The sequence below is a fragment of the Acinetobacter sp. YH01005 genome, assembly GCF_013420465.1.
GTDB classification, from domain to species: domain Bacteria; phylum Pseudomonadota; class Gammaproteobacteria; order Pseudomonadales; family Moraxellaceae; genus Acinetobacter; species Acinetobacter amyesii.
Map to the genome: position 1 here is coordinate 1 of NZ_VOYA01000024.1, position 21,066 is coordinate 21,066.

Annotated in this window: 19 protein-coding genes; 11 read left to right on the forward strand and 8 right to left on the reverse strand. The window is 40.7% G+C overall.

What is annotated here, in order from left to right; genetic code table 11:
* The first annotated feature begins 70 nt into the window (after window positions 1–70).
* The 3 genes from FTT72_RS13705 to FTT72_RS13715 all read left to right on the forward strand — a co-directional run bounded on the left by FTT72_RS13705 (window position 71) and on the right by FTT72_RS13715 (window position 4,260).
* The gene (locus FTT72_RS13705) at window positions 71–1,738 is read left to right on the forward strand and encodes an IS66 family transposase (protein ID WP_180009710.1); all 1,668 of its coding nucleotides are present in this window, start codon (window positions 71–73) and stop codon (window positions 1,736–1,738) included.
* 44 nt (window positions 1,739–1,782) lie between these two features.
* Entirely contained in the window at window positions 1,783–3,090 is a 1,308-nt protein-coding gene (locus tag FTT72_RS13710) for an Ig-like domain-containing protein (protein ID WP_180178552.1), read from the forward strand.
* A gap of 252 nt (window positions 3,091–3,342) precedes the next feature.
* A complete protein-coding gene (locus tag FTT72_RS13715; RefSeq protein WP_257233438.1) occupies window positions 3,343–4,260 on the forward strand; it encodes an alpha/beta fold hydrolase in 918 nt (305 codons plus the stop codon).
* A gap of 77 nt (window positions 4,261–4,337) precedes the next feature.
* On the opposite strand, the gene FTT72_RS13720 is transcribed toward FTT72_RS13715, so the two are convergent.
* Window positions 4,338–5,207 (reverse strand): DUF2797 domain-containing protein, encoded by an 870-nt coding sequence (locus tag FTT72_RS13720; protein ID WP_078189198.1) that lies wholly within the window; start codon window positions 5,205–5,207, stop codon window positions 4,338–4,340.
* 34 nt (window positions 5,208–5,241) lie between these two features.
* Between FTT72_RS13720 and FTT72_RS13725 the strand changes: the two genes are divergently transcribed.
* Both FTT72_RS13725 and FTT72_RS13730 read left to right on the forward strand, forming a co-directional pair.
* On the forward strand, window positions 5,242–5,712 hold the full coding sequence (locus tag FTT72_RS13725) for a DUF6231 family protein (RefSeq protein ID WP_168378602.1): 471 nt from the start codon (window positions 5,242–5,244) through the stop codon (window positions 5,710–5,712).
* A 112-nt stretch (window positions 5,713–5,824) separates the two neighbouring features.
* Window positions 5,825–6,451 (forward strand): YidB family protein, encoded by a 627-nt coding sequence (locus FTT72_RS13730; protein WP_180010117.1) that lies wholly within the window; start codon window positions 5,825–5,827, stop codon window positions 6,449–6,451.
* 87 nt (window positions 6,452–6,538) lie between these two features.
* Here FTT72_RS13730 and FTT72_RS13735 read toward each other — a convergent pair whose 3' ends face one another.
* Genes FTT72_RS13735 through FTT72_RS13745 form a run of 3 tightly spaced genes read right to left on the reverse strand, consistent with a single transcriptional unit; the run spans window position 6,539 to window position 8,494 of the window.
* Window positions 6,539–7,147 (reverse strand): OB-fold-containig protein, encoded by a 609-nt coding sequence (locus FTT72_RS13735; protein WP_180178553.1) that lies wholly within the window; start codon window positions 7,145–7,147, stop codon window positions 6,539–6,541.
* 16 nt (window positions 7,148–7,163) lie between these two features.
* Window positions 7,164–7,490, reverse strand: a complete 327-nt coding sequence (locus tag FTT72_RS13740) for a Rieske (2Fe-2S) protein (RefSeq protein WP_180004656.1) — start codon at window positions 7,488–7,490, stop codon at window positions 7,164–7,166.
* Window positions 7,490–8,494 (reverse strand): adenosine kinase, encoded by a 1,005-nt coding sequence (locus FTT72_RS13745; RefSeq protein ID WP_180004657.1) that lies wholly within the window; start codon window positions 8,492–8,494, stop codon window positions 7,490–7,492. The genes FTT72_RS13740 and FTT72_RS13745 overlap by 1 nt, the downstream gene beginning before the upstream one ends.
* A 277-nt stretch (window positions 8,495–8,771) precedes the next feature.
* On the opposite strand from FTT72_RS13745, the gene FTT72_RS13750 reads away from it, so the two are divergent.
* From FTT72_RS13750 to FTT72_RS13765, 4 genes are all read left to right on the forward strand, one after another.
* A complete protein-coding gene (locus tag FTT72_RS13750; protein ID WP_078188654.1) occupies window positions 8,772–9,221 on the forward strand; it encodes a GNAT family N-acetyltransferase in 450 nt (149 codons plus the stop codon).
* A gap of 173 nt (window positions 9,222–9,394) precedes the next feature.
* Window positions 9,395–10,162 (forward strand): hypothetical protein, encoded by a 768-nt coding sequence (locus FTT72_RS13755; RefSeq protein WP_180178554.1) that lies wholly within the window; start codon window positions 9,395–9,397, stop codon window positions 10,160–10,162.
* A gap of 141 nt (window positions 10,163–10,303) precedes the next feature.
* Window positions 10,304–13,243, forward strand: a complete 2,940-nt coding sequence (locus tag FTT72_RS13760) for an insulinase family protein (protein WP_180178555.1) — start codon at window positions 10,304–10,306, stop codon at window positions 13,241–13,243.
* A gap of 18 nt (window positions 13,244–13,261) precedes the next feature.
* Window positions 13,262–14,419: a phospholipase A gene (locus FTT72_RS13765; protein ID WP_180178556.1), complete on the forward strand. Its 1,158-nt coding sequence runs from the start codon at window positions 13,262–13,264 to the stop codon at window positions 14,417–14,419.
* 378 nt (window positions 14,420–14,797) lie between these two features.
* On the opposite strand, the gene FTT72_RS13770 is transcribed toward FTT72_RS13765, so the two are convergent.
* From FTT72_RS13770 to ilvA, 4 genes are all read right to left on the reverse strand, one after another.
* Window positions 14,798–16,135 carry a TrkH family potassium uptake protein gene (locus tag FTT72_RS13770; RefSeq protein WP_078193471.1) on the reverse strand — a complete coding sequence of 446 codons (1,338 nt, stop codon included), beginning with the start codon at window positions 16,133–16,135 and terminating at the stop codon, window positions 14,798–14,800.
* Window positions 16,136–16,187: 52 nt separating this feature from the next.
* Window positions 16,188–16,847 (reverse strand): TrkA family potassium uptake protein, encoded by a 660-nt coding sequence (locus tag FTT72_RS13775; RefSeq protein WP_180170849.1) that lies wholly within the window; start codon window positions 16,845–16,847, stop codon window positions 16,188–16,190.
* Window positions 16,848–16,951: 104 nt separating this feature from the next.
* Window positions 16,952–17,419 (reverse strand): hypothetical protein, encoded by a 468-nt coding sequence (locus FTT72_RS13780; RefSeq protein ID WP_180178557.1) that lies wholly within the window; start codon window positions 17,417–17,419, stop codon window positions 16,952–16,954.
* Window positions 17,420–17,613: 194 nt separating this feature from the next.
* Window positions 17,614–19,152 (reverse strand): threonine ammonia-lyase, biosynthetic, encoded by a 1,539-nt coding sequence (ilvA, locus tag FTT72_RS13785; protein WP_180023764.1) that lies wholly within the window; start codon window positions 19,150–19,152, stop codon window positions 17,614–17,616.
* A 107-nt stretch (window positions 19,153–19,259) separates the two neighbouring features.
* On the opposite strand from ilvA, the gene rpiA reads away from it, so the two are divergent.
* Together rpiA and FTT72_RS13795 are read left to right on the forward strand one after the other, a co-directional pair.
* Window positions 19,260–19,931 carry a ribose-5-phosphate isomerase RpiA gene (gene rpiA, locus FTT72_RS13790; RefSeq protein ID WP_078188646.1) on the forward strand — a complete coding sequence of 224 codons (672 nt, stop codon included), beginning with the start codon at window positions 19,260–19,262 and terminating at the stop codon, window positions 19,929–19,931.
* 217 nt (window positions 19,932–20,148) lie between these two features.
* Complete coding sequence (locus FTT72_RS13795; RefSeq protein ID WP_180178558.1) at window positions 20,149–20,826, forward strand: SprT family zinc-dependent metalloprotease; 678 nt, start codon at window positions 20,149–20,151, stop codon at window positions 20,824–20,826.
* The last annotated feature ends 240 nt before the right edge of the window (window positions 20,827–21,066 follow it).

Here is a 21,066-nt window from a genome sequence, read left to right on the forward strand (position 1 = left end):
AGCTCGGCTATTCTGCCATCCTCCAAACGTTCTATTTCATTCTTCTCATGACCTCAGGCATACTGCGGTCATGAATACGCTGCCAGATTTAAGCCAACTGACCCATGAACAACTGCTGGAATTCACCCGGCAGTTGGCGATGCAGCATCAACAACTCGCAGAAGATAAACAACAATTAGATGCTCAAGTTCAACATCTGGAAGTATCAAATCAACAATTAGATGCCAAAGTTCAACATCTTGAAGTCACCAATCAGCAATTAGATTCTAAAGTTCAGCATCTTTCTATTCTCAATCAAAAATACGAGCATGAACTGGCGCTGTTTAAACAGCATAAATTCGGCAGTAAAAACGAACATCTCACCGCAAAACAAATCCATCTGTGGGATGAGGCGGTCGAAGAAGATATCGCAGCCGTTGATCTGGAATTAGAACGATTAAATGCAGATAAAACCCATGCAGCGACACAGAAAGCCACAGTCAACAAACCTAAACGTCGACTGCTGCCAGATCATCTACACACCATCCGTATTGAGCATGAACCTGCATCAACCCAATGCAGTTGTGGCTGCCAGTTACGTCGTATCGGCGAAGATATCAGTGAAAAACTGCATTTCAGACCGGCACAGTTCTATAAGGAACAGCATGTGCGTGGTAAATGGGTCTGTGATCAGTGTGACACTCTGACTCAGCAAGCGATGCCCGCCTATGTGATTGATAAAGGCATTGCTTCACCTGAATTGCTCAGCCATGTGCTGGTATCGAAGTATGCCGATCATTTGCCGCTGTACCGTCAACGTCTGATCTATCAGCGGGCGGGAATCGAACTTTCTAGATCAACTTTATCTGACTGGATAGGTCGCTGCGGTGTGGAACTGGAACCTCTGGCCAATGCCTTAAAAGAGGTGGTACTACAACAGCAGGTGCTGCATGCAGATGAAACACCAGTCACCATCATGCGGATGGGTGAGAATGATAAAAAACCGAAGAAAGGTTATGTCTGGGCCTATGCCACCACACAGTACAATCCAGTTCAGGCGGTGATCTATGACTTTCAGGATAGTCGTTCAGGCCAGCATGCTGCAGAGTTCTTGAAAGGCTGGCAGGGCTATCTAGTCTGTGATGATTACAGTGGTTATAAAGCACGCTTTAAATCAGGCCAGGTCATAGAGGTGGGCTGCATGGCCCATGCACGTCGTAAATTCCATGAACTGCATGTAACTGGGAAAAGTCAGGTCGCTGAACAGGCCTTAGTGCTGATTCAGAAACTGTATGCGATAGAAGCAGAACTCAGGAAAAAGACCGATGGTACAGCGGAAGACCGCCGCGAATACCGACAACAGCATAGTCAACCAGTGATGCAACAACTATATGAATGGCTCAACCAACATCATCTGACAGTGCCATCGAGTTCTCCTACCGCCAAGGCCATCAATTACACTCTGAAGCGTTGGCCAGCCTTAAGCCGCTATCTGGATGATGGCAATCTACCGATTTGCAATAACTGGGTGGAAAACCAGATGCGCCCCTGGGCGTTGGGACGTAAGAACTGGTTATTTGCAGGTTCGCTGCGCAGCGGTCAGCGAGCAGCCAATATTATGACATTAATCCAGTCAGCAAAGCTGAATGGGCTGGATCCCTATGCCTATTTAAGTGATGTGCTGAAAAGGTTGCCGACACATAAAGTGACTCAGATTGAAGAATTACTGCCACATCGCTGGAAATCCAACTCAAATTAAAAAATAGGCATGGGGTTCAGCGGACGCTTACTTTAAAAAATATTTTGGGGCAAGTTGAAATAAAGCAGTTGCTGATTCAGGGGAAATCACAGCATCAGCATATTCCCTCAACACCAGAAGTGACAGGACTAAATGACCTTTTAACTGGCACGGCAGAGCCAAAAACATGGGTGATCATTTCGGTCGGTGAAACTGTTACACGTGTCAAAGTGGATAAACAAGGACATTGGCAGATTGAAAATCCACTTAAAGAGGGCGGAGTTGCTACAATTTATGCAGTAAATCATCATGGCTTACACTCAGAGGCAATAATGATTGCTCCAATTGCAGAGCCAATTGTACTGCCGAAGATGCCAGAAATTCTGGAAAAAGGTGAATATTTGGTTGGTAAAGCTGATGCAGGAAATACGGTGGTTGTGACCTATGGTGAGCAAGAGTTTATAACAGTTGCTGATGAAAATGGCGATTGGTCGATGCTCAATCCTTTAACGACCACAGGTGCAATAAGTGTTGTGGCAATTGATCAGGACGGTAATCGTTCTGAGGCGTTGCATACAGCGCAAATCATTTTACCGCAAGCTGTTACGATTTTAGAGTCTGGCGCGGTGATATCGGGTACTGCCGCACCAAATACAACTGTTGTGATTGAGTCGGATCAAGCTGTGTATCGTATTCAGGTCGATGAAAATGGCGCTTGGTCAATAGAAAACCCAGTGGCAAATGGTGGCACGTTGATGATTGTTGTGGAAGATCAATTTGGTCAGCAATCTCCTGCGATTGGCTTGGCATTTCCATTTATTCAGACCCCGCCTGAAAATCCAAGCTATGTACTACCAGCACCAGAAGTGACGCTAAATAGTGAAAAACTCGAAGGCAATGCATTTCAACAGGCTAAAATCATTGTGACAGCCAATGGTCAAGATTACGTGACCTATGCCAATGAAAGTGGTTTCTGGTCGATGGATAACCCGATTCAAAATGGCGGCTTTGCAACAATCGTAGCTGAAGATAGCCGAGGTGTTCAATCGCCTGAAATCTCAATAGCTAAACTGATACTTGCACAACCTGAATCATCTGCTGAGCTTACAGAGATTTTATTGGTCAGTGATGAACTGAGTGATGAACAAAGTGAAAACCAAATTGATAGTCCAAATGAGCCTATTCAGGCTGTGATCAATCTAGATACGCTTTTACAGGATGCGAATGAAGTCCCAATTGTATTGCATACAGATGAACAGGATTTGATCGCATTGAGCAGAGACGTTTCAAATCCGCCCTCTATGCTGCCTGCGTTTGAATATTCAAGCTTACTCATTGAAGCTCCACTGACACCGTCTGATTGGCTTGCTTAGAAATATGAACCAGCTTTCGAGCTGGTTTTTTTGGCTTAAATTGACAGATATAATTTTTATTTAAAAGATTTGGCAAATGAAATATCGACTCTAGCATCGTAGATTAGTGTTCTCAAAAAAATAATATGAAGAAAAAATAATTCATCACGACAAAGGATTAAGCGGATGATATCTCTGTATATGCCTCAATGTAAACGTTTAAAGAACCCGTTATTGCGGTGGATAGATCATTATTTTAAGCACATGATACTGATGCTACTAACGATTTGCGTTGCTAGTGGTATTCAAGCTGCAGAACTGAACTTTCAAAAAGTTTTAGAGCAAGAAAGAGCTTGGGCGGGCTTGAGCAGTAAAAAAGTCAAAAATAATGAAATCGAGTGGACATACAGTGAAGGAGGAGATCCACGAAAACCGACGCTACTGTTGCTGCATGGTTTGTCAGGCACGCGTGATAATTGGAACCGAGTTGCCCGTTATTTAACGCCCAATTATCATGTCATTATTCCAGATCTGCCAGCACATGGAGAAACTATTGTCGCAGATCAATTTGATCTATCAATTCCTAATTTAACTGAAAAATTACGACGATTTATAGATGCTGCAAAGTTAGATCCAAATTTACATATCGCAGGGCATTCGATGGGTGGTGCAATTGCCATGCTCTATAGCGCTCAGTATCCCTTAGAAGTGAAATCTTTATTGTTGGTGGATTCAGCAGGTGTCTTTAAGTTGAGCAATACAGCGTATCTAAAAGATACGGCAAAGCTTGCAGAGCTAGTGGTCAGAAAAACTGGTGATTTTGATCGCGTGATGAAGATCGTGATGCAATCTCCGCCTTTTATTCCACAAGAATTAAAAATTGGGCAAGAAAAGTTGATGATCGTTCAGTCTAAACAAACCAATAAAATGGTGGAGCAACTGCAAAAAATGGCCACCTTGTATACGCCAGAGTCCTTTGCTTTGGCTGCACGAGGCATTGATGCACCTGTGTTTATTATCTGGGGGAAGCAAGATCAGATTATCAATGTTGAAGTAGCAGAAGAACTGAGACGCTTATTTAAAAAAGCCGAAAAGCCTCTGATTTTAGACCATGTTGGTCATATGCCAATCTTAGAAGCGGAGCAGTTAATGGCGTTGCCATATTTAAAGTTTCTTTCAACTGTTCAATGAATCAGATTGGTAGAGTAGGTGTAAAAAAGCGAGAAATATCTCGCTTTTTTAAACTTAATTAGATACTTTGAGTCGATTTAAGTACGTACTTTAATTTCATAGCCAGTGTATTTTCGAATATTAATCACACCGGTATCCAAAATCAGATACTGACCTTTAATCCCTTGTAATTTTCCTCGAATAATCGGTGTTTTGTCCAAATTATGCGATTTGATTTTTTCAGGATATTCATCTACCGGGTAGATAAATTGGCGTGGCAACTCATCTTCTAGCAGTTCAACGGTTTCATTAAACTCTAAATTTTGGCTAAATTCTTCACGAATGGTCTGAATTTTTGGTGCGAATTCTTCTACCAATTGGTCGCGAATTTCGATCAGGTTGATCGGTTCTGCTTCACCTTTGAGCAATTTACGCCAATCGGTTTTATCGGCCACTTGCGTACCAAACATGACTTCAAGCTGACCAGATAAACGACGTGAACCAACTTTCATAATAGGCAAAGCTTGCGTCGCACCTTGGTCTAGCCAACGTGTAGGCATTTGACCCAAGCGGGTAATCCCCACTTTTAAGGCACTCGAATTGGCTAAATAGACAATATGCGGTTGAAAGCAAACTTCATGGGCAAAATCATCTTCACGGCAAGTCCCGAGATGATAATGACAGGTTTCAGGCTTCATAATGCACATATCACAAGATGCCTTAGTCTTCATGCATTTGAAGCAATGACCTTGTGAATATGATTTAGGCGTTTTTGCGCCGCAAGAAATGCAGTAGATATTTCCAGTGGCTTCAATTTCAATTTCTTGGCCAAGGCTAAACGGTAGATCAACTTCTGAGCGATCTAGAATAAATTTATACTCAACATTTGCCTTGTGTGTATGTTGATCAGTTACACTAAGGTCTTTAAGACCTGCATGCATTTTATGGCAAATGCCTTGTAGTTCCATACGAATACTCACTTCATTATTAAGGATGCGGTCAATGGCTGAACAAAATGTCATCACTTCTATGCTAGACGATTTGTCAAAAGAGCAGCCCATTTCAACCGCAATCTGTATTGGTCAGGATCTTGAGCAATACAATCAATTTCATCCAATTCAATGGCAACATTTTAACGTAACTGAGTTTTTAAATCTGCCTTTTACCCAGCGTTTTGACCTTGGATTTGTGATTCTTGATACTGAAATGATGTTGAGTTTGGATCAGCAGCAGAAAACTCAGATGTTGGTAAAATTGCGTGACCTATTTGCCAAACGCATCGTGGTGGTGAGTAAATTACACGATGAACAATTATTACGTGCTTTAGGCTTTACTCAGCTCATTGATAAAACCACACATGAAAGTGATTTTGCTTTATGGCAGTTTAATATTTTGACTTATAAACATATCCCAGATTGGTTTAACTCTAAATTTTGGGCAAATCCTGAAAACTGGGATAAATTCCGTTGGTAACAAATACTTAGCCTGAGAAAAATTGCAAAAATTAACAAACATTTATGATGGAAATGTCTTTTTCCACGTATGCTGTAACTAAGTTTATCTAGGTTTTACTGGGAAAAATAAAATGACAAATTTAAATAATATTGTTGAAATTTTAGCAAAGCAGGCCCTTGGTGGTGCGAACAATCAAAATCAACAAGGTGGCTTAGGCGGTATTTTAGGTTCGGTGTTGGGGCAACTGGGTGCAAATGCAGGCGCTCAAAATACACAAACCAATGCTCAAAACCAAGCGGGTGGTTTGGCTGGAATTCTAGGCTCTGTGTTGGGCCAACTGGGCGGTGCAGCGCAGTCGCAGCAACGTAGTAGTGGTGGCAATGCTTCAACCATTTTAGTTGCAGTGTTACCTCTGGTGCTGGCTTGGATTCAAAAACAAGGTGGCCTACAAGGTGCTTTGGATAAATTACGTGGACAGGGCTTGAGCAGTCAGGTTGATGATTGGGTATCTACAGGCCCTGGCGATAATGCCGCTGTGAATAATCAACAAGTACAAAATTTATTTGATGATGCCGAAGTGGAGCAAGTTGCACAAGAAACTCAAACTCAGAAACAAGATGTGTACAGTGCAATTTCAACAGTATTGCCGCAAATTATTGACTCATTGACGCCACAAGCTGGACAAACCAATCAGCAAGAAGCGAATGCTGATATTCAACAAGTGATGAATTTGGTTTCAGGTTTTCTTAAGCGTTAATCACAATATCGTTTGATGGTATTTGATTGAATACAAGCCAGTGAACACTGGCTTTTTTATGATTTGAAAAATGATAACAATGTGACGCTAAGATGGATTAAATAAACGGTTCGACACACTGATTTTTTTGCCAATATAGTGTGATTTTTTTTGACGAATCAAAATGATTCTTGACTGAAATTCTAACTCACCAAACTCTGGTTCAACTTGCACATAATGTAGTTGACCAAACTCATCACGCACACGCGCTTGAGCCGAAAAGCCGGGACGGGCATTTCCACTTGAAATGGTTGCTAGACGACCCAGTAGGTTAACGGTTTGTTTTTTATATTTGGGCGGTACAACCTGATCCAAACAATGAATCATAAATACCGTAAAGAATATGGCAATAATCAACGCAGGTAAAATAAGATAATAAGCGGGAACGAATTGACCTTCTTTAGCGTGAATACAGAACTGAAGTACATAGCCTGCAAAGCTAAAATTCATCAGTAGAAAGAACAAAATCAGAGTCTTGGAAAATTTGACATTCAATAATGCCAATTCTTGTATGCGCTGTGGGGCAATTCTTTTCAAAACTTGGCTAGGACTAATATTGATGTAATAGCCAATGGTTTCAACCATGCCCAATAACAGTACGGCCAATAAACTTAAATGAAAGGGTATTAAGTTATAGTCTGTTAAAAATGCGGACATGGTTGTATTCCAGTGTTTATTCTTCTGTGAGGTAGATTCCACCGTCAGAATGCACGTTAATGTTCACTTTTTCAAGGGCTTGACCTTGGCATGGGCCAGAAATACATTCCCCAGAGTCGACCATAAACAGTGCGCCGTGTGTTGAGCACTCAATAAACTCTTGGTCACGATCTAGAAACTGATTTTCAAGAAACTCAAGTTCCACGTGCAAGTGTGGGCAGTTATTTTGATAAGCGTAAAACATGCCATCACGTTGGGTGATAAAAATCGTTTCACCTTCAGGCGTTTCGAATGATCGTGCTTCACGTTCAGGCACATCATCCGTCATGCAAATTTTAAACATTAAGCACATTCCTTCTGAAATGATTGTAAAAGCTGAGCATAGTCTTCAACTGCTAGGCGTGGACCAAACTGAGCCACAACTTCACTTGAGATCAAGATGGCAAGTTCAGCAGCCGTTTGATAGTCATGACCTGCATTGAGTGCATATAGGAAAGCACCAGCAAAAGCATCACCAGCACCATTGGTATCTACTGCGGTAACTTTACGACCTGGCACGGTAAATGTTGCGGCTTCATTATGAATTAAGGCACCTTTGGCACTTAATGTAATGACAATGTGTTTGCTTAGTGATTGCAATTTCGTAAGTGCAGCATCTAAATGATCTGTTTCTGTATACATCAGTGCTTCTTGTTCATTACAGAACAATAAGTCCACGCCATCATCGAGTAATTCATCTAGACCTTGACGTGCATATTGCACCATTGCTGGATCAGATAAGGTCAATGCAATTTGTACACCATTGGCTTTGGCGATTTGACGTGCTTGTTTTACCGCAAGGCGTGCGCTGTCTGATGTTGAAAGATAACCTTCGATATATAACCATTTCGCAGTATTTAAGCTGCCAAAATCAATTTGGCTATCAGTCAATTCCGCAGTAATACCGAGGTAAGTATGCATCGTACGTTCAGAATCAGGGCTGACCAATACCATACATGTGCCAGTTACACCTTCACTGATTGATTGAGTTGCAGTTTGGATGCCAGCGTCGTTTAAACCATTTAGGTAAATTTGACCTAAGTCATCATTGCCGACACGACAACCATAAAATGCAGTTCCGCCTAAAGCACTAAAAGCAACCGTTGTATTTGCTGCAGAACCACCAGAAGCTTGACCTTTATATTCTTGAGTGGCTTTTAGATTGTTATAAAGGGCTGCTTGAGTATCGCCATCTGTCAGTTGCATCGTACCTTTTTGCAGATTGTGTTGAATTAGGAATTCGTCAGAGACTTTAAATTCTTGGTCAATAAGTGCATTACCAATTGCAAAAAGGTCAACAGTTGCCATGTTGTATGTTCACATCAAAAAAATGAAAGTGCTAAGTTTACACGAATGCTCAGGATTGCTGTAGTTTGTTGAAAAAAATTCAATTAAAGGACAAGTGTGTATAAAAATCGGGCAAATCCATTATATTTTTACATTTTTTTTGAATTAGTTGCCGTTTTAATCAGCTTTGCTATTGTGCAAATCGAAAAATTTTACTTTTATAGAGCTATAGGGTGTTCAGACTGAATCAAGATGATTTGGTCATCATAAATAGATAACAGATTAAAAGTGTGAATATATGGAAATTACGATTCGTCCAGCAGAGCAACTTCCTGCTCAAATCGAAAATATTGCTGCTTTGGCGCAGCATGAAGGCTATACATTTATACACCGTTTAATTGAAGAATATCAAAGTGGTAAAAATCGTTTTGACCAAACGGGTGAGCAATTATTGCTTGCTTATGATGGCGATAAATTAATTGCTTGTGGCGGTTTAAATCAGCAATGGGGTGATACTGGTGTAGAAGAACGGATTGGACGAGTTCGCCGTTTCTATGTGCATCCGCAGTACCGTCAGCATGGCGTGGGTAAGCAGCTATTGGTGGAATTGGAAAAGGGTGCAAAAAAACACTTTTCTGCACTGTGCTTAAATACTGAGCTTAAAAATGCTGCCAAATTCTATCAAAAACAGAATTATGTCTATGTCGAAAGTCATCCAAATTATAATTATTTTAAATATCTGGTTTAGTTTTAAATACCAAAATAGACTCTAAATACTGTAAATGAAGCATCCGATATCGGATGCTTTTTTCTTGTGATAATTCTAAAAAAGAGCGCCTTATTTTAAGCAAAGTTTTAAGCAAAAATTCATTTTAGTTATCGAAGATATAAGCATCAAAATAACTGCATAGAGTGAAGTATATGCAAGTGCATGAGCTACAAAACTATGTTAAAAAAGTCCCTGAGATTACCGCACTGTTTTGGTTGACCAAAATTTTTGCGACCACCTTTGGTGAAACCAGTGGTGATGCATTGTCCATGTCCTTAAATTTGGGCTATCTACTTAGTACCTTTATTTTCGCAGGCATATTTATCAGTCTGCTGTATTTTCAAATACAGTCCAAAGCCTATAAACCTTATTTATATTGGGCCACGATTATTGCTAGTACTACGGTCGGTACGACCTTAGCGGATTTTGTAGATCGTTCTTTAGGGATTGGCTACTTGGGTGGTAGTGTGCTGTTGCTGAGTTTGGTGCTCATATCGCTTTTCAGCTGGTATCAGGTCGAAGGGTCAATCAATCCAAGTGTAGTGAATTTGCCGCGCACACAGATCTTTTATTGGTTGACGATTACATTTTCTCAAACGCTAGGTACAGCTTTGGGTGATTGGACTTCCGATAGTGCAGGATTAGGCTATAGCGGTGGCATTTGGTTATTTGGTTGTTTAATTCTATCGATGGCGTTGTTGTACTTTTTTAGTCGGGTCTCAAAGACGATTTTATTTTGGGCTACTTTTGTTTTGATACGTCCATTGGGTGCAGTTGTCGGCGATTTTCTAGATAAGCCAATCAGTTCAGGTGGATTGGATTTAAGTCGCTTTATGGCTTCCTTTGTATTGCTGTTGGCGATTGTGATTTGTGTCTATTGGTCAACTCGAAATGATAGGCAATCCATAAAACCAGTCTAAATGTTTTAGTGCGAAAACAAGTGATTTTTAAAATTAAAGTTCAAGTTGATTAAAACAGTTGGAAATGTTGTTTCGGTGAATCTAGTTGTGATTTTTTAAGGTATACTTTGTCTAATTTAAATGAATAGATTAGGAGCACACATGACTGTAGATGTCACTGAAACCATTTCTCAAACTGTACATCCCGCGTTTCAGTTGATTCGTCAACATCATGTTGAAGCTTTAGACATTTTAGTGTCTGAATATAAACACAAAGTGACTGGCGCAGTGCATTATCACTTAGCCACAAACCATGACGAAAACGTATTTTTAGTTGCCTTCCGTACGCAGCCGATGGATTCAAAAGGTGAGGCGCATATTCTTGAGCATACAGCACTGTGTGGCTCAGAAAAGTTCCCTGTACGTGACCCATTCTTTTTAATGATTCGTCGTTCCCTCAATACGTTTATGAACGCGTTTACCGCAGCGGATTGGACAGCATATCCATTTGCAACGCAAAACAAAAAAGATTTCCAAAACTTGTTAGAAGTTTATATGGATGCTGCTTTTGCTGCGAATTTGAACCCGCTTGATTTTGCGCAAGAAGGGATTCGTATTGAGCTAGAAAATGGCGAAGCGGTATATAAAGGCGTGGTATTTAATGAAATGAAAGGTGCCATGAGTTCACCTTCAGATCAGTTGTATCACCAACTTGCCCATCATTTATTCCCAGAAACGACATATCATTACAACTCAGGCGGTGATCCGAAAGACATTCCTGACTTAAGTTATGAAGAGCTAGTAAGTTTCTACAAATCACATTATCACCCAAGTAATGCGGTGTTCATGACCTTTGGTAATGAGCCTGCTTATAACTTACAAGAACAGTTTGAAACGCTTGCTTTGTCAAAATTTGAAAAAGGTCAAACGCTGTATTCAAAACCTGAGCGCCGCTTAACTGCGCCTGTAACTGTAACTGAAACGTATGCAGTTGATGCTGAAGACCTTAAAGACAAAACCTATCATGTGCTTTCTTGGTTATTGCCTGAAGCAAGTAATATCAAATTACGTTTAGGTATGCGTTTGGTTGAGGGGGTATTGCTTGAAGATTCTGCTTCGCCATTACGTCATTACTTAGAAACCTGTGGTTATGCACAGTCTACTGGTCCATTCATGGGCGTAGATGACTCAAACTATGAAATGACGTTCTACTGTGCAATTCAAGGTTCCAACCCTGAGCATGCAGAACAATTTAAAAATGGCGTGTTTAAAGTATTAGAAGACGTTGCGGCTAAGCCTGTTGATCCAGCTTTAGTTGAGGCGATTTTGCACCAGATTGAATTGCATCAGCGTGAAATCAATGGTGATGGTACACCATATGGCCTAAGCTTAATTCTGAATGGTTTAAGCAGTGCGATTCACCATTCAGACCCTGTGGATGTCTGGGATGTGGATACGGCCATTGAACAAGTGAAGGAAGAGTTGAAAGACCCAATGTGGTTATCTAACTTAATCAAAACTTACTTGCTTGATAATCAACATCGTGTGCAATTAACTTTGGTTCCAGATGCTGAAAAAAATGCGTTGGAAGCGGCAGCAGAAAAAGTACGTTTAAAAGAAATTGATGCGAACTTAACTGAAGCGCAAAAAGCAGAGATTATTGCGCAGACTGAAGCACTGAACATTCGTCAAGATACCCCAGATGATTTGAACCTATTGCCTAAAGTAGGTTTAGAAGACGTTCCTGCACAATTACAGATTGTACAAGGTCAATTACGCGAAATTATCAGTAATGGCTTGGATACGCCGTTAAATCTTTACCACGCAGGCACCAATGGTCTTTATTACCAACAAGTTTTGATTCAGATTCCTGATGAAGTGGTGCAATCGCCGTATTTCAATCTCTTATCGATTTTGATGGGTGAAGTTGGTGCAGGTGAATACGACTACTTAGAGCTACAACAGTTGCAAACAGCTGTGAGTGGCGGTTTAGGTATGGGTGCATCGCTGCGTTCAAAAGTGGATGACAAAGGTCAAATTAGTGCTTGGCTGACTCTAACCACTAAATCATTGGTGAATAATCTTGAAGCTATTCGCTTATTGAAATTGGCTTTTGAACAGCTACGTTTTGATGAGAAAAACCGTATCGTAGAGTTATTGCAACAACGTAAAGCACGTTGGCAGTCACGTGTTTCTGGCTCTGGACATAGCTATGCAATGCAAATTGCAGGTCGTCAACATAGTGCATTGGCGTTACGTGATTATCATAATACAGGCCTAGGCGCGCTGAACTGGTTGTCAGAACTTGTCAGCAAAATTGAGCAAGACGACACGGCTTATAATGCCTTGATTGATGAGCTTAAGTTAATTCATAACCGTTTGCTTAAAGCACCAAAACAATTCTTGGTGGTGTGTGAAGAACATCATTCAGACCGATTGGTTGAGGAAGTTCAAACCATTTGGGATAAAGTGGCGATTGACGATAACCCACATGATTTAACTCAAGTGAATTTTGCAGATAGCAACAATGACGAAGCTTGGCTCATTCAAGCCAATGTTCAGTTCTGCGCTTCAGCATATCCTGCGGTGGAAGTGTCACATCCAGATGCAGCACCTTTAATGATTTTGGCGGCTTATCTACGTAATGGCTTCTTGCATAGCGCGATTCGTGAAAAAGGTGGTGCTTATGGTGGCGGAGCAAGCTATGACGGCAATGCATGTTCATTCCGTTTCTATAGCTACCGTGACCCACGTTTAGCTGAAACGTTTAAAGATTTTGACGCAAGTGTGCAGTGGCTACTGAATGCTGAACAACAACCTCATCAGCTAGAAGAAGCGATTTTGGGTCTAATTGCCAGCATGGATAAACCGGGGTCACCAGCGGGTGAAGCCATTACAGCTTGTTATGCTTTATTGCATAAACGCACGCCAGCTTTCCGTCAAATGTTACGTGAACGTCTGTTGAATGTGACTTTGGATGATCTAAAACGTGTTGCTGTGGCGTATTTGGTTGAACAACAACCGACAAAAGCTGTGGTTGCACCGGTGGCTAAGCGAGATGCTTTGGTTGAGCTTGGTTTCGAAATAAAACAAGTGAATTAAAACAAAAAAGGGGTTTTTATGGCGTTCAAATCTCTTGAGCGTACGACATTGCAACTGAGCCTCATTGCGCTCAGTTCAATGTATGTCAGTACTGTAAATGCACAAAATGCGGATGTGGCTGCCAAGCCTGCAACCGCAGAAGCATGTGTGGCACTTGAGTCAAATGCAGAGCGATTATCGTGTTATGACGCTTTGTTTAAAGTGCAACCTGCTGAAAAAGAAATGTTGGTCTCTGAGCGTCAAGCCGCACAAGAAATTAAGCCTGAACCGACAGAGAAACTAACTTTCAAAGAAAAAGTCAGTCATGCGTTTACGGACCGTTTATTTGCTGTAGAAGCACCGAACCTCAATCCAAATCTTTCACTATTGGATAGTCGTTGGGAGCTTTCTCCAGAAAGTAAATTGGGGACGTGGAATATTCGTGGCTATCAACCTGTGTATTTAATGCCGGGATATTGGACTTCGGATAAAAATGAACGTCCATCAAGCCCGAATGATAACAACACGGTACAAGCCGATCAGGAACAAAACCTGAAATCGATGGAAGCCAAATTCCAATTGTCATTAAAAACCAAAGCTGTTGAAAACTTATTTGGTGATAATGGTGATATCTGGTTGGGCTATACCCAGTCTTCTCGTTGGCAAGTCTACAATGAAGACGAATCACGACCATTCCGTGAAACCAACTATGAGCCTGAAGCCAGTCTGGTTTTTCGTACCAACTATGAACTCTTGGGTTTGAACTGGCGTATGCTGGGCTTAACTTTTAACCATCAGTCTAATGGGCGTTCTGATCCTTTATCGCGGAGTTGGAATCGTGTCATGTTAAATCTTGGATTTGAACGTGACAATTTTGCACTGATGTTACGTCCTTGGTATCGTTTCGAAGAAGATACCAAAGATGATAACAACCCTGACATTACCGATTATGTGGGACGTGGGGATTTAACAGCGTTTTATCGTCATAAAGATCATGACTTTAGTTTGATGTTACGTCATTCATTGAAAGGTGGTGATGATTCACATGGTGCGGTGCAGTTCGATTGGACTTTCCCAATCAATGGTAAATTACGCGGCACAGTTCAGTTGTTTGATGGCTATGGTGAAAGCCTGATTGACTATAACCATCGGGCAACCTATGTCGGTGTCGGTGTGTCATTAATGAATTGGTTTTAATGATTGCTCAATAATTAATTTACGGACGTAAAAGTAATTTCGCATTTTTAAGATGCTTTTAAGTCTAATCGACGGAGTCTTATATCTAGGGATTGAATAAAGGGATTAGCCTTCGGCTGGAGGTACTTTTGTTTCGGCAAAAGTACCCAAAACCATTGTCATCCGCAAAACTCGCTCTCTAGCGTCTATTTACTTAAAGTATCGCAAAAACATTTTTGATTAGAAGTCATTCTGTCTCAAACACTTGCGGATGACCTTACCGCGTATCGTTCTTTCATTTGAATCAAATTACGCTACTGATGTTACTATGTAACATCATTAAATAAAAAAACCATGCTATGGCGTGGTTTTTTTTATGGCGGAGACAAAATGTACAAATCAACCGATTTGGATCTCAGAAGGTGGGTGTTTTAAGCGACTCTTCTTCGGTGTAGCAATCAGATAAGCCAGTGTTAAGGGGCCAAGACGGCCTGCGAACATTAATAAGATCAGGGCGACTAAACTGGCGGGTTGTAAGTCACTGGTGATGCCACGAGATAGGCCAACGGTACAGGCAGCGGATACTGCTTCAAAGAGTAAGTCTAAAAAGCGTTTGTCAGGCTCGAGTAGCAATAGACTGAAAAAACCAATGAATATCAACGTTACTGTAATGAAAATCACCGCTAATGCTTTAAAGGTAGTTTTTTCTGAAACAGAGTGGTTAAACACACGCAGTTCATCTTCACGTCTTAAAAAACTGACAACACTGAGCACAACAATAATAAACGTCCCGACTTTAATGCCACCGGCTGTACTGAGCGAGCCACCACCAATAAACATTAGTAACATTGTGACGAGTGATGATGCATCGCTCATGCTTTCCATGGGCAAGCTGTTAAAACCTGAAGAACGCGGAACTGTTGCATGGAACCACGCGTTGAGGGCTTGGTCACCAAGTGACATCGTGGCTAAGGTCGCAGCATTATTGGCTTCTAATAACCAAATGGTGATGAAGGCAAAGACATTTAAGCCTGCAATGGTCGATAAAATCAGCTTGCTATTGGTACTGAGTTTTTTCCAACTTTTATTGCGCTTAATGTCCATTAGTACCAAAAAGCCGATACCACCAATGATGTAAAGCATACTGATGGTAAACGTAATGAAATAACGGTCAGCAAAGCTCATTAAACTATTGGGAAATAATGAAAATCCACCATTATTAAATGCTGAAACACTATAAAAGGCAGCATAAAACAGGGCCTGGTTAAAATTGTATTCTTGCATCCAAGCGATGGTCAAAATTACCGTACCCACCATTTCAAAAAATAGCGAATACAGCAGTACGCCTTTGATGGTCATGGTTACTTTGGCAAGGCTAGTCTGTCCAATGGTTTCTTGAGCCATAATTTGTTGTTTTAGCCCAATTTTGGGGGACAAACTCATAGCGGCCAATATCGCAAAGGTCATAAAGCCGAGACCGCCGCATTGTAGTAAACCCATAATCACGACTTTACCAAACACCGTATAGGCTTCGCCGACATTCACAACCGAAAGTCCTGTAATAGTCACGGCAGAGGTCGCTGTAAAGAGGGCATTGATCCAACTTAAATCGCCATGATGTGAATAAGGGAGTTTTAACAGCAAGGTGCCAATTATAATAAGCCCAAGAAAACCCAATGCCAAAATACTGGGTGGGCTAAGATTAATGGTATTACGCTGTTTATTGTGCAGTTTCATGTTTTTCTACTGTCATTTTGCGTGATTATGTGCAAAAGGAGCACGACGCTGATTACAAAGTTGCTTTGAAATATTTAGCCAGTCGACGTAAATGTTCGAGTAAACCTTCAACCACTAAAATATCACCTGTTTGTAAAATCAGGTTTGGATCTAAACTATATTGAAGCTCGGTGCCACGTTTATGCAAAATTGTTTTCACTTCAGGGACATGATCCATTATTTGATTTAAACGCGTGCCTTGTTGTGATTCTTTAATTTCAACTTTCACCAAATAATGATCATCTTCGAGCACCATGTAGCGGCTCACCATTGGATAACTCAATGACTGGGCAACGCGGACACCCATATCTTCTTCAGGATGGATGATTTTGCTGATGCCTAAATGGGTTAAAATCATGTGATGCGCTTTGGACTTGGCTTTGGCCCAAATTTTGTTGATCCCCATGTTTTTAAGATGAAGCACACATAAGATGCTGGCTTCAATATCTTCACCAATCGCGACAACGACGGCTTCACAATTTTGAATATTGAGTTCTTGTAAAACGTGCTCATCTGTTGCGTCAGCAATCACTGCATGGGTCAGTTGGTCTGAAATACTTTCAACAAACTTTTTGTTGCTATCGATTCCAATGACATCGTGTTTTAAACCCATGAGTTCAGTGGCTACAGTTGCGCCAAAACTTCCTAAGCCAATCACAGCGAATTGAGCCATGCCGTATTCCTAAATTATTCTAAAGTTATTGAATATGTTGATGTTAGCTTGTTCAGCCTAGAGCGGCTATGAAAATTTACATAATCCATCTAAACCGAAAAGCTCTAATTTTTAATTTCTTCAGTATTTTGATAGGCATAAAGTTCAGCAATATTGGGGCAATTTTCCATAACTTGTTGGTATTTAAAAATTTCATAGCCTAAGTTGTTTTTTAGAATATATTGAAATTGATGTTGATCTTCTTTAATGACATTAAGAGTGGCTTTACGAACAAGCTCGGAATTGTTCTTTAAACGGTTTAAGCCATCGCATGAAAATTCACGGATAATGGCTTGAACAGATTCGGGAGCGGTTTGATCACTTAGCTCATCAAAGTGAATATATACAATGTAATTTGGATATTGATTCAACATTTCAGCCTGCGCGGTATAGCCGTAAATATTTTCTAGATTTTGCGTACGTGACTGATTTGGAATTTGTTTCATACTTTGACGAATCTTATCTTCCTCTTGCTTAAGTTGATAAGCCGGATATGCATAAAAATATCCACCTAAACCCACAATAGCGATCATAAATAAGGCATAAAAATTCAATTTTAAATATCCATTTTGTTTTATTTTCAATGGATTATAGTGTGTGATGAATTTAACAACAATGACAGCGTTGATGAATTAAATTGATGAATATATTTATTTTGATGTAGAAAAGAATTGATGCAAATAAAAAAGCTGGAATCTAGATTCCAGCTCTTTTATAGAAGTCTCATTTATTTCAAGAAACGTTGATAACCGAGGTTATTTGTAATCTCAACATATGGATAGGTAATATTTTCCAATGTTTCAATCAAGCCATCTGGATTTTGTTTCGCATCCGTTGCTTCCATACCCACCAATACACGACCTTCAGCAGCACCGTGGTTACGGTAGTGGAATAGGGTGATGTTATGGGTCGGACCAAGACGTTCTAAGAAAGTCAGTAGTGCGCCCGGACGTTCTGGGAATTCCACGCGGAATAGGCGTTCATTCTCGATATCTGCATGACCGCCAATTAAATAACGGATATGAAGCTTAGCGACTTCATCATCAGAAAGATCATCTACATCGTATTGGAATTTTAAAGTTTCAAAAATTTCCTGACGTTCTTTCTCGCCATTTTTGAGACTGATTCCCACAAAGACTTGAGCAGCAGAAGAATTACTAGCGCGGTAGTTAAATTCAGTGATGTTACGCCCTTGTAGTGCGCGGCAGAATTGGAGGAATGAACCTTTTTCTTCTGGAATGGTCACAGCAAAGATCGCTTCTTTGCGTTCACCCAGTTCAGTACGTTCCGCAATGTAGCGCAGACGGTCAAAGTTCATATTGGCGCCGCATACAATCGACACCATATTTTTGCCTTCTAGACCATGCTCTGCAACATACTTCTTGATACCTGCAAGCGCCATTGCACCAGATGGTTCAACAATGCTACGGCATTCATCAAAGGTATCCTTAATGGCTGCACAGATTTCATCTGTATTTACCAGTACAACTTCACGCTCAACAATTGGGCCTGAGTTATCTGATTTTTGTAGCTGAATCACTTCAAATGGTTTTTCACCAATTTGAGCAACTGCTGTACCGTCGGCAAATAAACCTACAGATGGAAGAATGACACGTTCATTAGCTTCAAAGGCTGCTTTTAAACATGCTGATTCGTCATATTCAACAGGAATGACTTTAACATGCGGTGCCACATCACCAAGATAAGCAGCTACACCGGCAATGAGACCGCCACCGCCTACAGCAACGAATACATAGTCGACATCACGCCATTGACGCAAAATTTCATTGGCAATGGTGCCTTGACCGGCCATAACGAGTTCGTCGTCATAAGGTGGAATAAAGGTCATCCCTTCATCTTTTGCACATTGGATTGCATATTTATTGGCTACGTCAAAAGAATCGCCATGCAGAACCACTTCACCGCCTAAGCGTTTAACCGCTTGTACTTTAATGTCTGGTGTGGTTTTAGGCATAACGATAATGGCGCGGATACCTAACTTTTTACCAGATAAAGCCACGCCTTGAGCATGGTTACCTGCAGAAGCAGTAATAACGCCACGTTCCAACTGAGATTTCGGTAATTGACTAATACGGTTATAGGCACCGCGTAGCTTGAAAGAAAAGACAGGTTGTAAATCTTCGCGTTTAAAGCGAATGTTATTGTTTAGTTTTTCACTAATTCGTGGCGCTGCTTCGAGTGGGGTTTCGATTGCAACGTCATAGACCGTTGCCTGTAATATTTGTCGAACCAAACGAGACAGCATGTTAATTTTCCATCTAACAGTTTAAAATAGGCGTTCATTGTAACAAACACCCGTACATTTGGGCTGTAAAATCAGCAACAAATGTCAAAAAATAGTTGAGCCAAGTTATGAGTCTGTATGCTACCCAAGATGAAAAGAAACAAGCTGCCGCAAAAGCTGCGTTAAAGCATTTGCCAAAGGGCGGTATTTTGGGTGTTGGTACAGGAAGTACTGTGAACTTCCTCATCGAATTATTGCCAGAGCTTCAACTCGAAGCCGCTGTTGCGAGTTCTGAAGCAACTGCACAGCGTTTGAAAAAATTAGGCATTGAAGTGGTTGATATGAACCACGTTGGCGGTTTAGATGCCTATGTGGATGGCGCTGACGAAATTGACCGTCATATGCACATGATTAAAGGCGGCGGCGCTGCGTTGACTCGTGAAAAAATCGTGGCATCTATTGCGAAAAAATTCGTATGTATCGTAGATGATTCTAAATGGGTTGATCAGTTGGCACGTGAATTTCCGCTTCCTGTAGAAGTGATTCCAATGGCACGTTCTGCTGTGGCACGTAAAATCGTTTCTTTAGGCGGCGATCCTGTGTACCGTGAAGGCGTAGTAACAGATAACGGTAATGTAATTTTAGACGTACACAACTTAAATATCCTAAATGCATTGGAACTTGAAAAGACTTTGAATGACATACCAGGTGTAGTGTGTAACGGTATCTTTGCATTAAACAAAGCTGATATTGCTGTTGTTGCAACTGATAACGGTATTGAAGAGCGTACTGCGGTTTAATCTATAGAAAATTTAAATGTAAATAGAGTTTCGATTTATATTTAAATTTCTAATGGAAGTTCCCTCTCCTTTGAGGAGAGGGTTAGGGAGAGGTCAATTTAAAAGTCCCCCTCATCCTAACCTTCTCCCAGAGGGAGAAGGAACCCCCAATATACTTTTTGAAAACTGCTTAAAATTCAATTTATGCATTGTTTAAAAGCTTTTAATAAAAAAATAAATGACACCAAACCTTCCTGAAATTCAAATCACTCGAAAATTACGTGCCACACGCTTAAGACTGCGTGTAGAACCAACGCAAATTAAATTAACAGTTCCCCAGTTTTGTACACAGCGTCAAGTTCAAGAATTTTTAAAACAATCAGAACAATGGATGATTGAGACATGGCAAAAGCAGCAGGAAAAATCAGGGCAGATTGATAAAACGCTTCCAGTAGAATTAAAACTCTTTAATTTAGAACGGCCGTTGCAGGTTGTATATCAAACTCAAAAACACTCATTCATCTTAAATGAAGTAAATCATCAGCTATTCATCAGTGATCGACAGCCTGAGCAATATTTAAAAAGCTTTGTGATTGCTTATGCCAAAGAGTATTTACCAATTTATTTAAAGAAAGTGAGCAGTGAAACAGGCTTGAAATATGGTGATTGCTCAATTCGTCAGCCCAAAACTCGCTGGGGGAGCTGTTCTGCAAAGCATGACATTATGTTGAATAGTGGGCTGGTACTTTTTCCGTTGGAAATCACGCGTTATGTGGCTGTACATGAGTTAGCGCATACTAAGCACTTTGACCACAGTTCAAATTTTTGGGCAGAAGTGCAAAAGCATGATATAAATTTTCAGCAGCATCGAAAAATACTAAAAATGACGGCAATGCCTTGGTGGTGGGTGCTCTGAATTAAAGGCACTAAGTTGTAAACACTAAAGCATTTCTTAATATATTATTTCAATTAAATCAAATCCTTCTTGGTATGTAGGCGGTTCTAATGCGTAATAAACATTGGTTAATGCCATCAGATCGACTATTTCATCTGAAGGGCGTTGAGCGTTTCTTTTTATGCATACTTCGAGCGGGATTTGAAACCATACAGCAACGCATTTTTTACCCAATTATTTAGCTTGCTCAATTATCGGTAG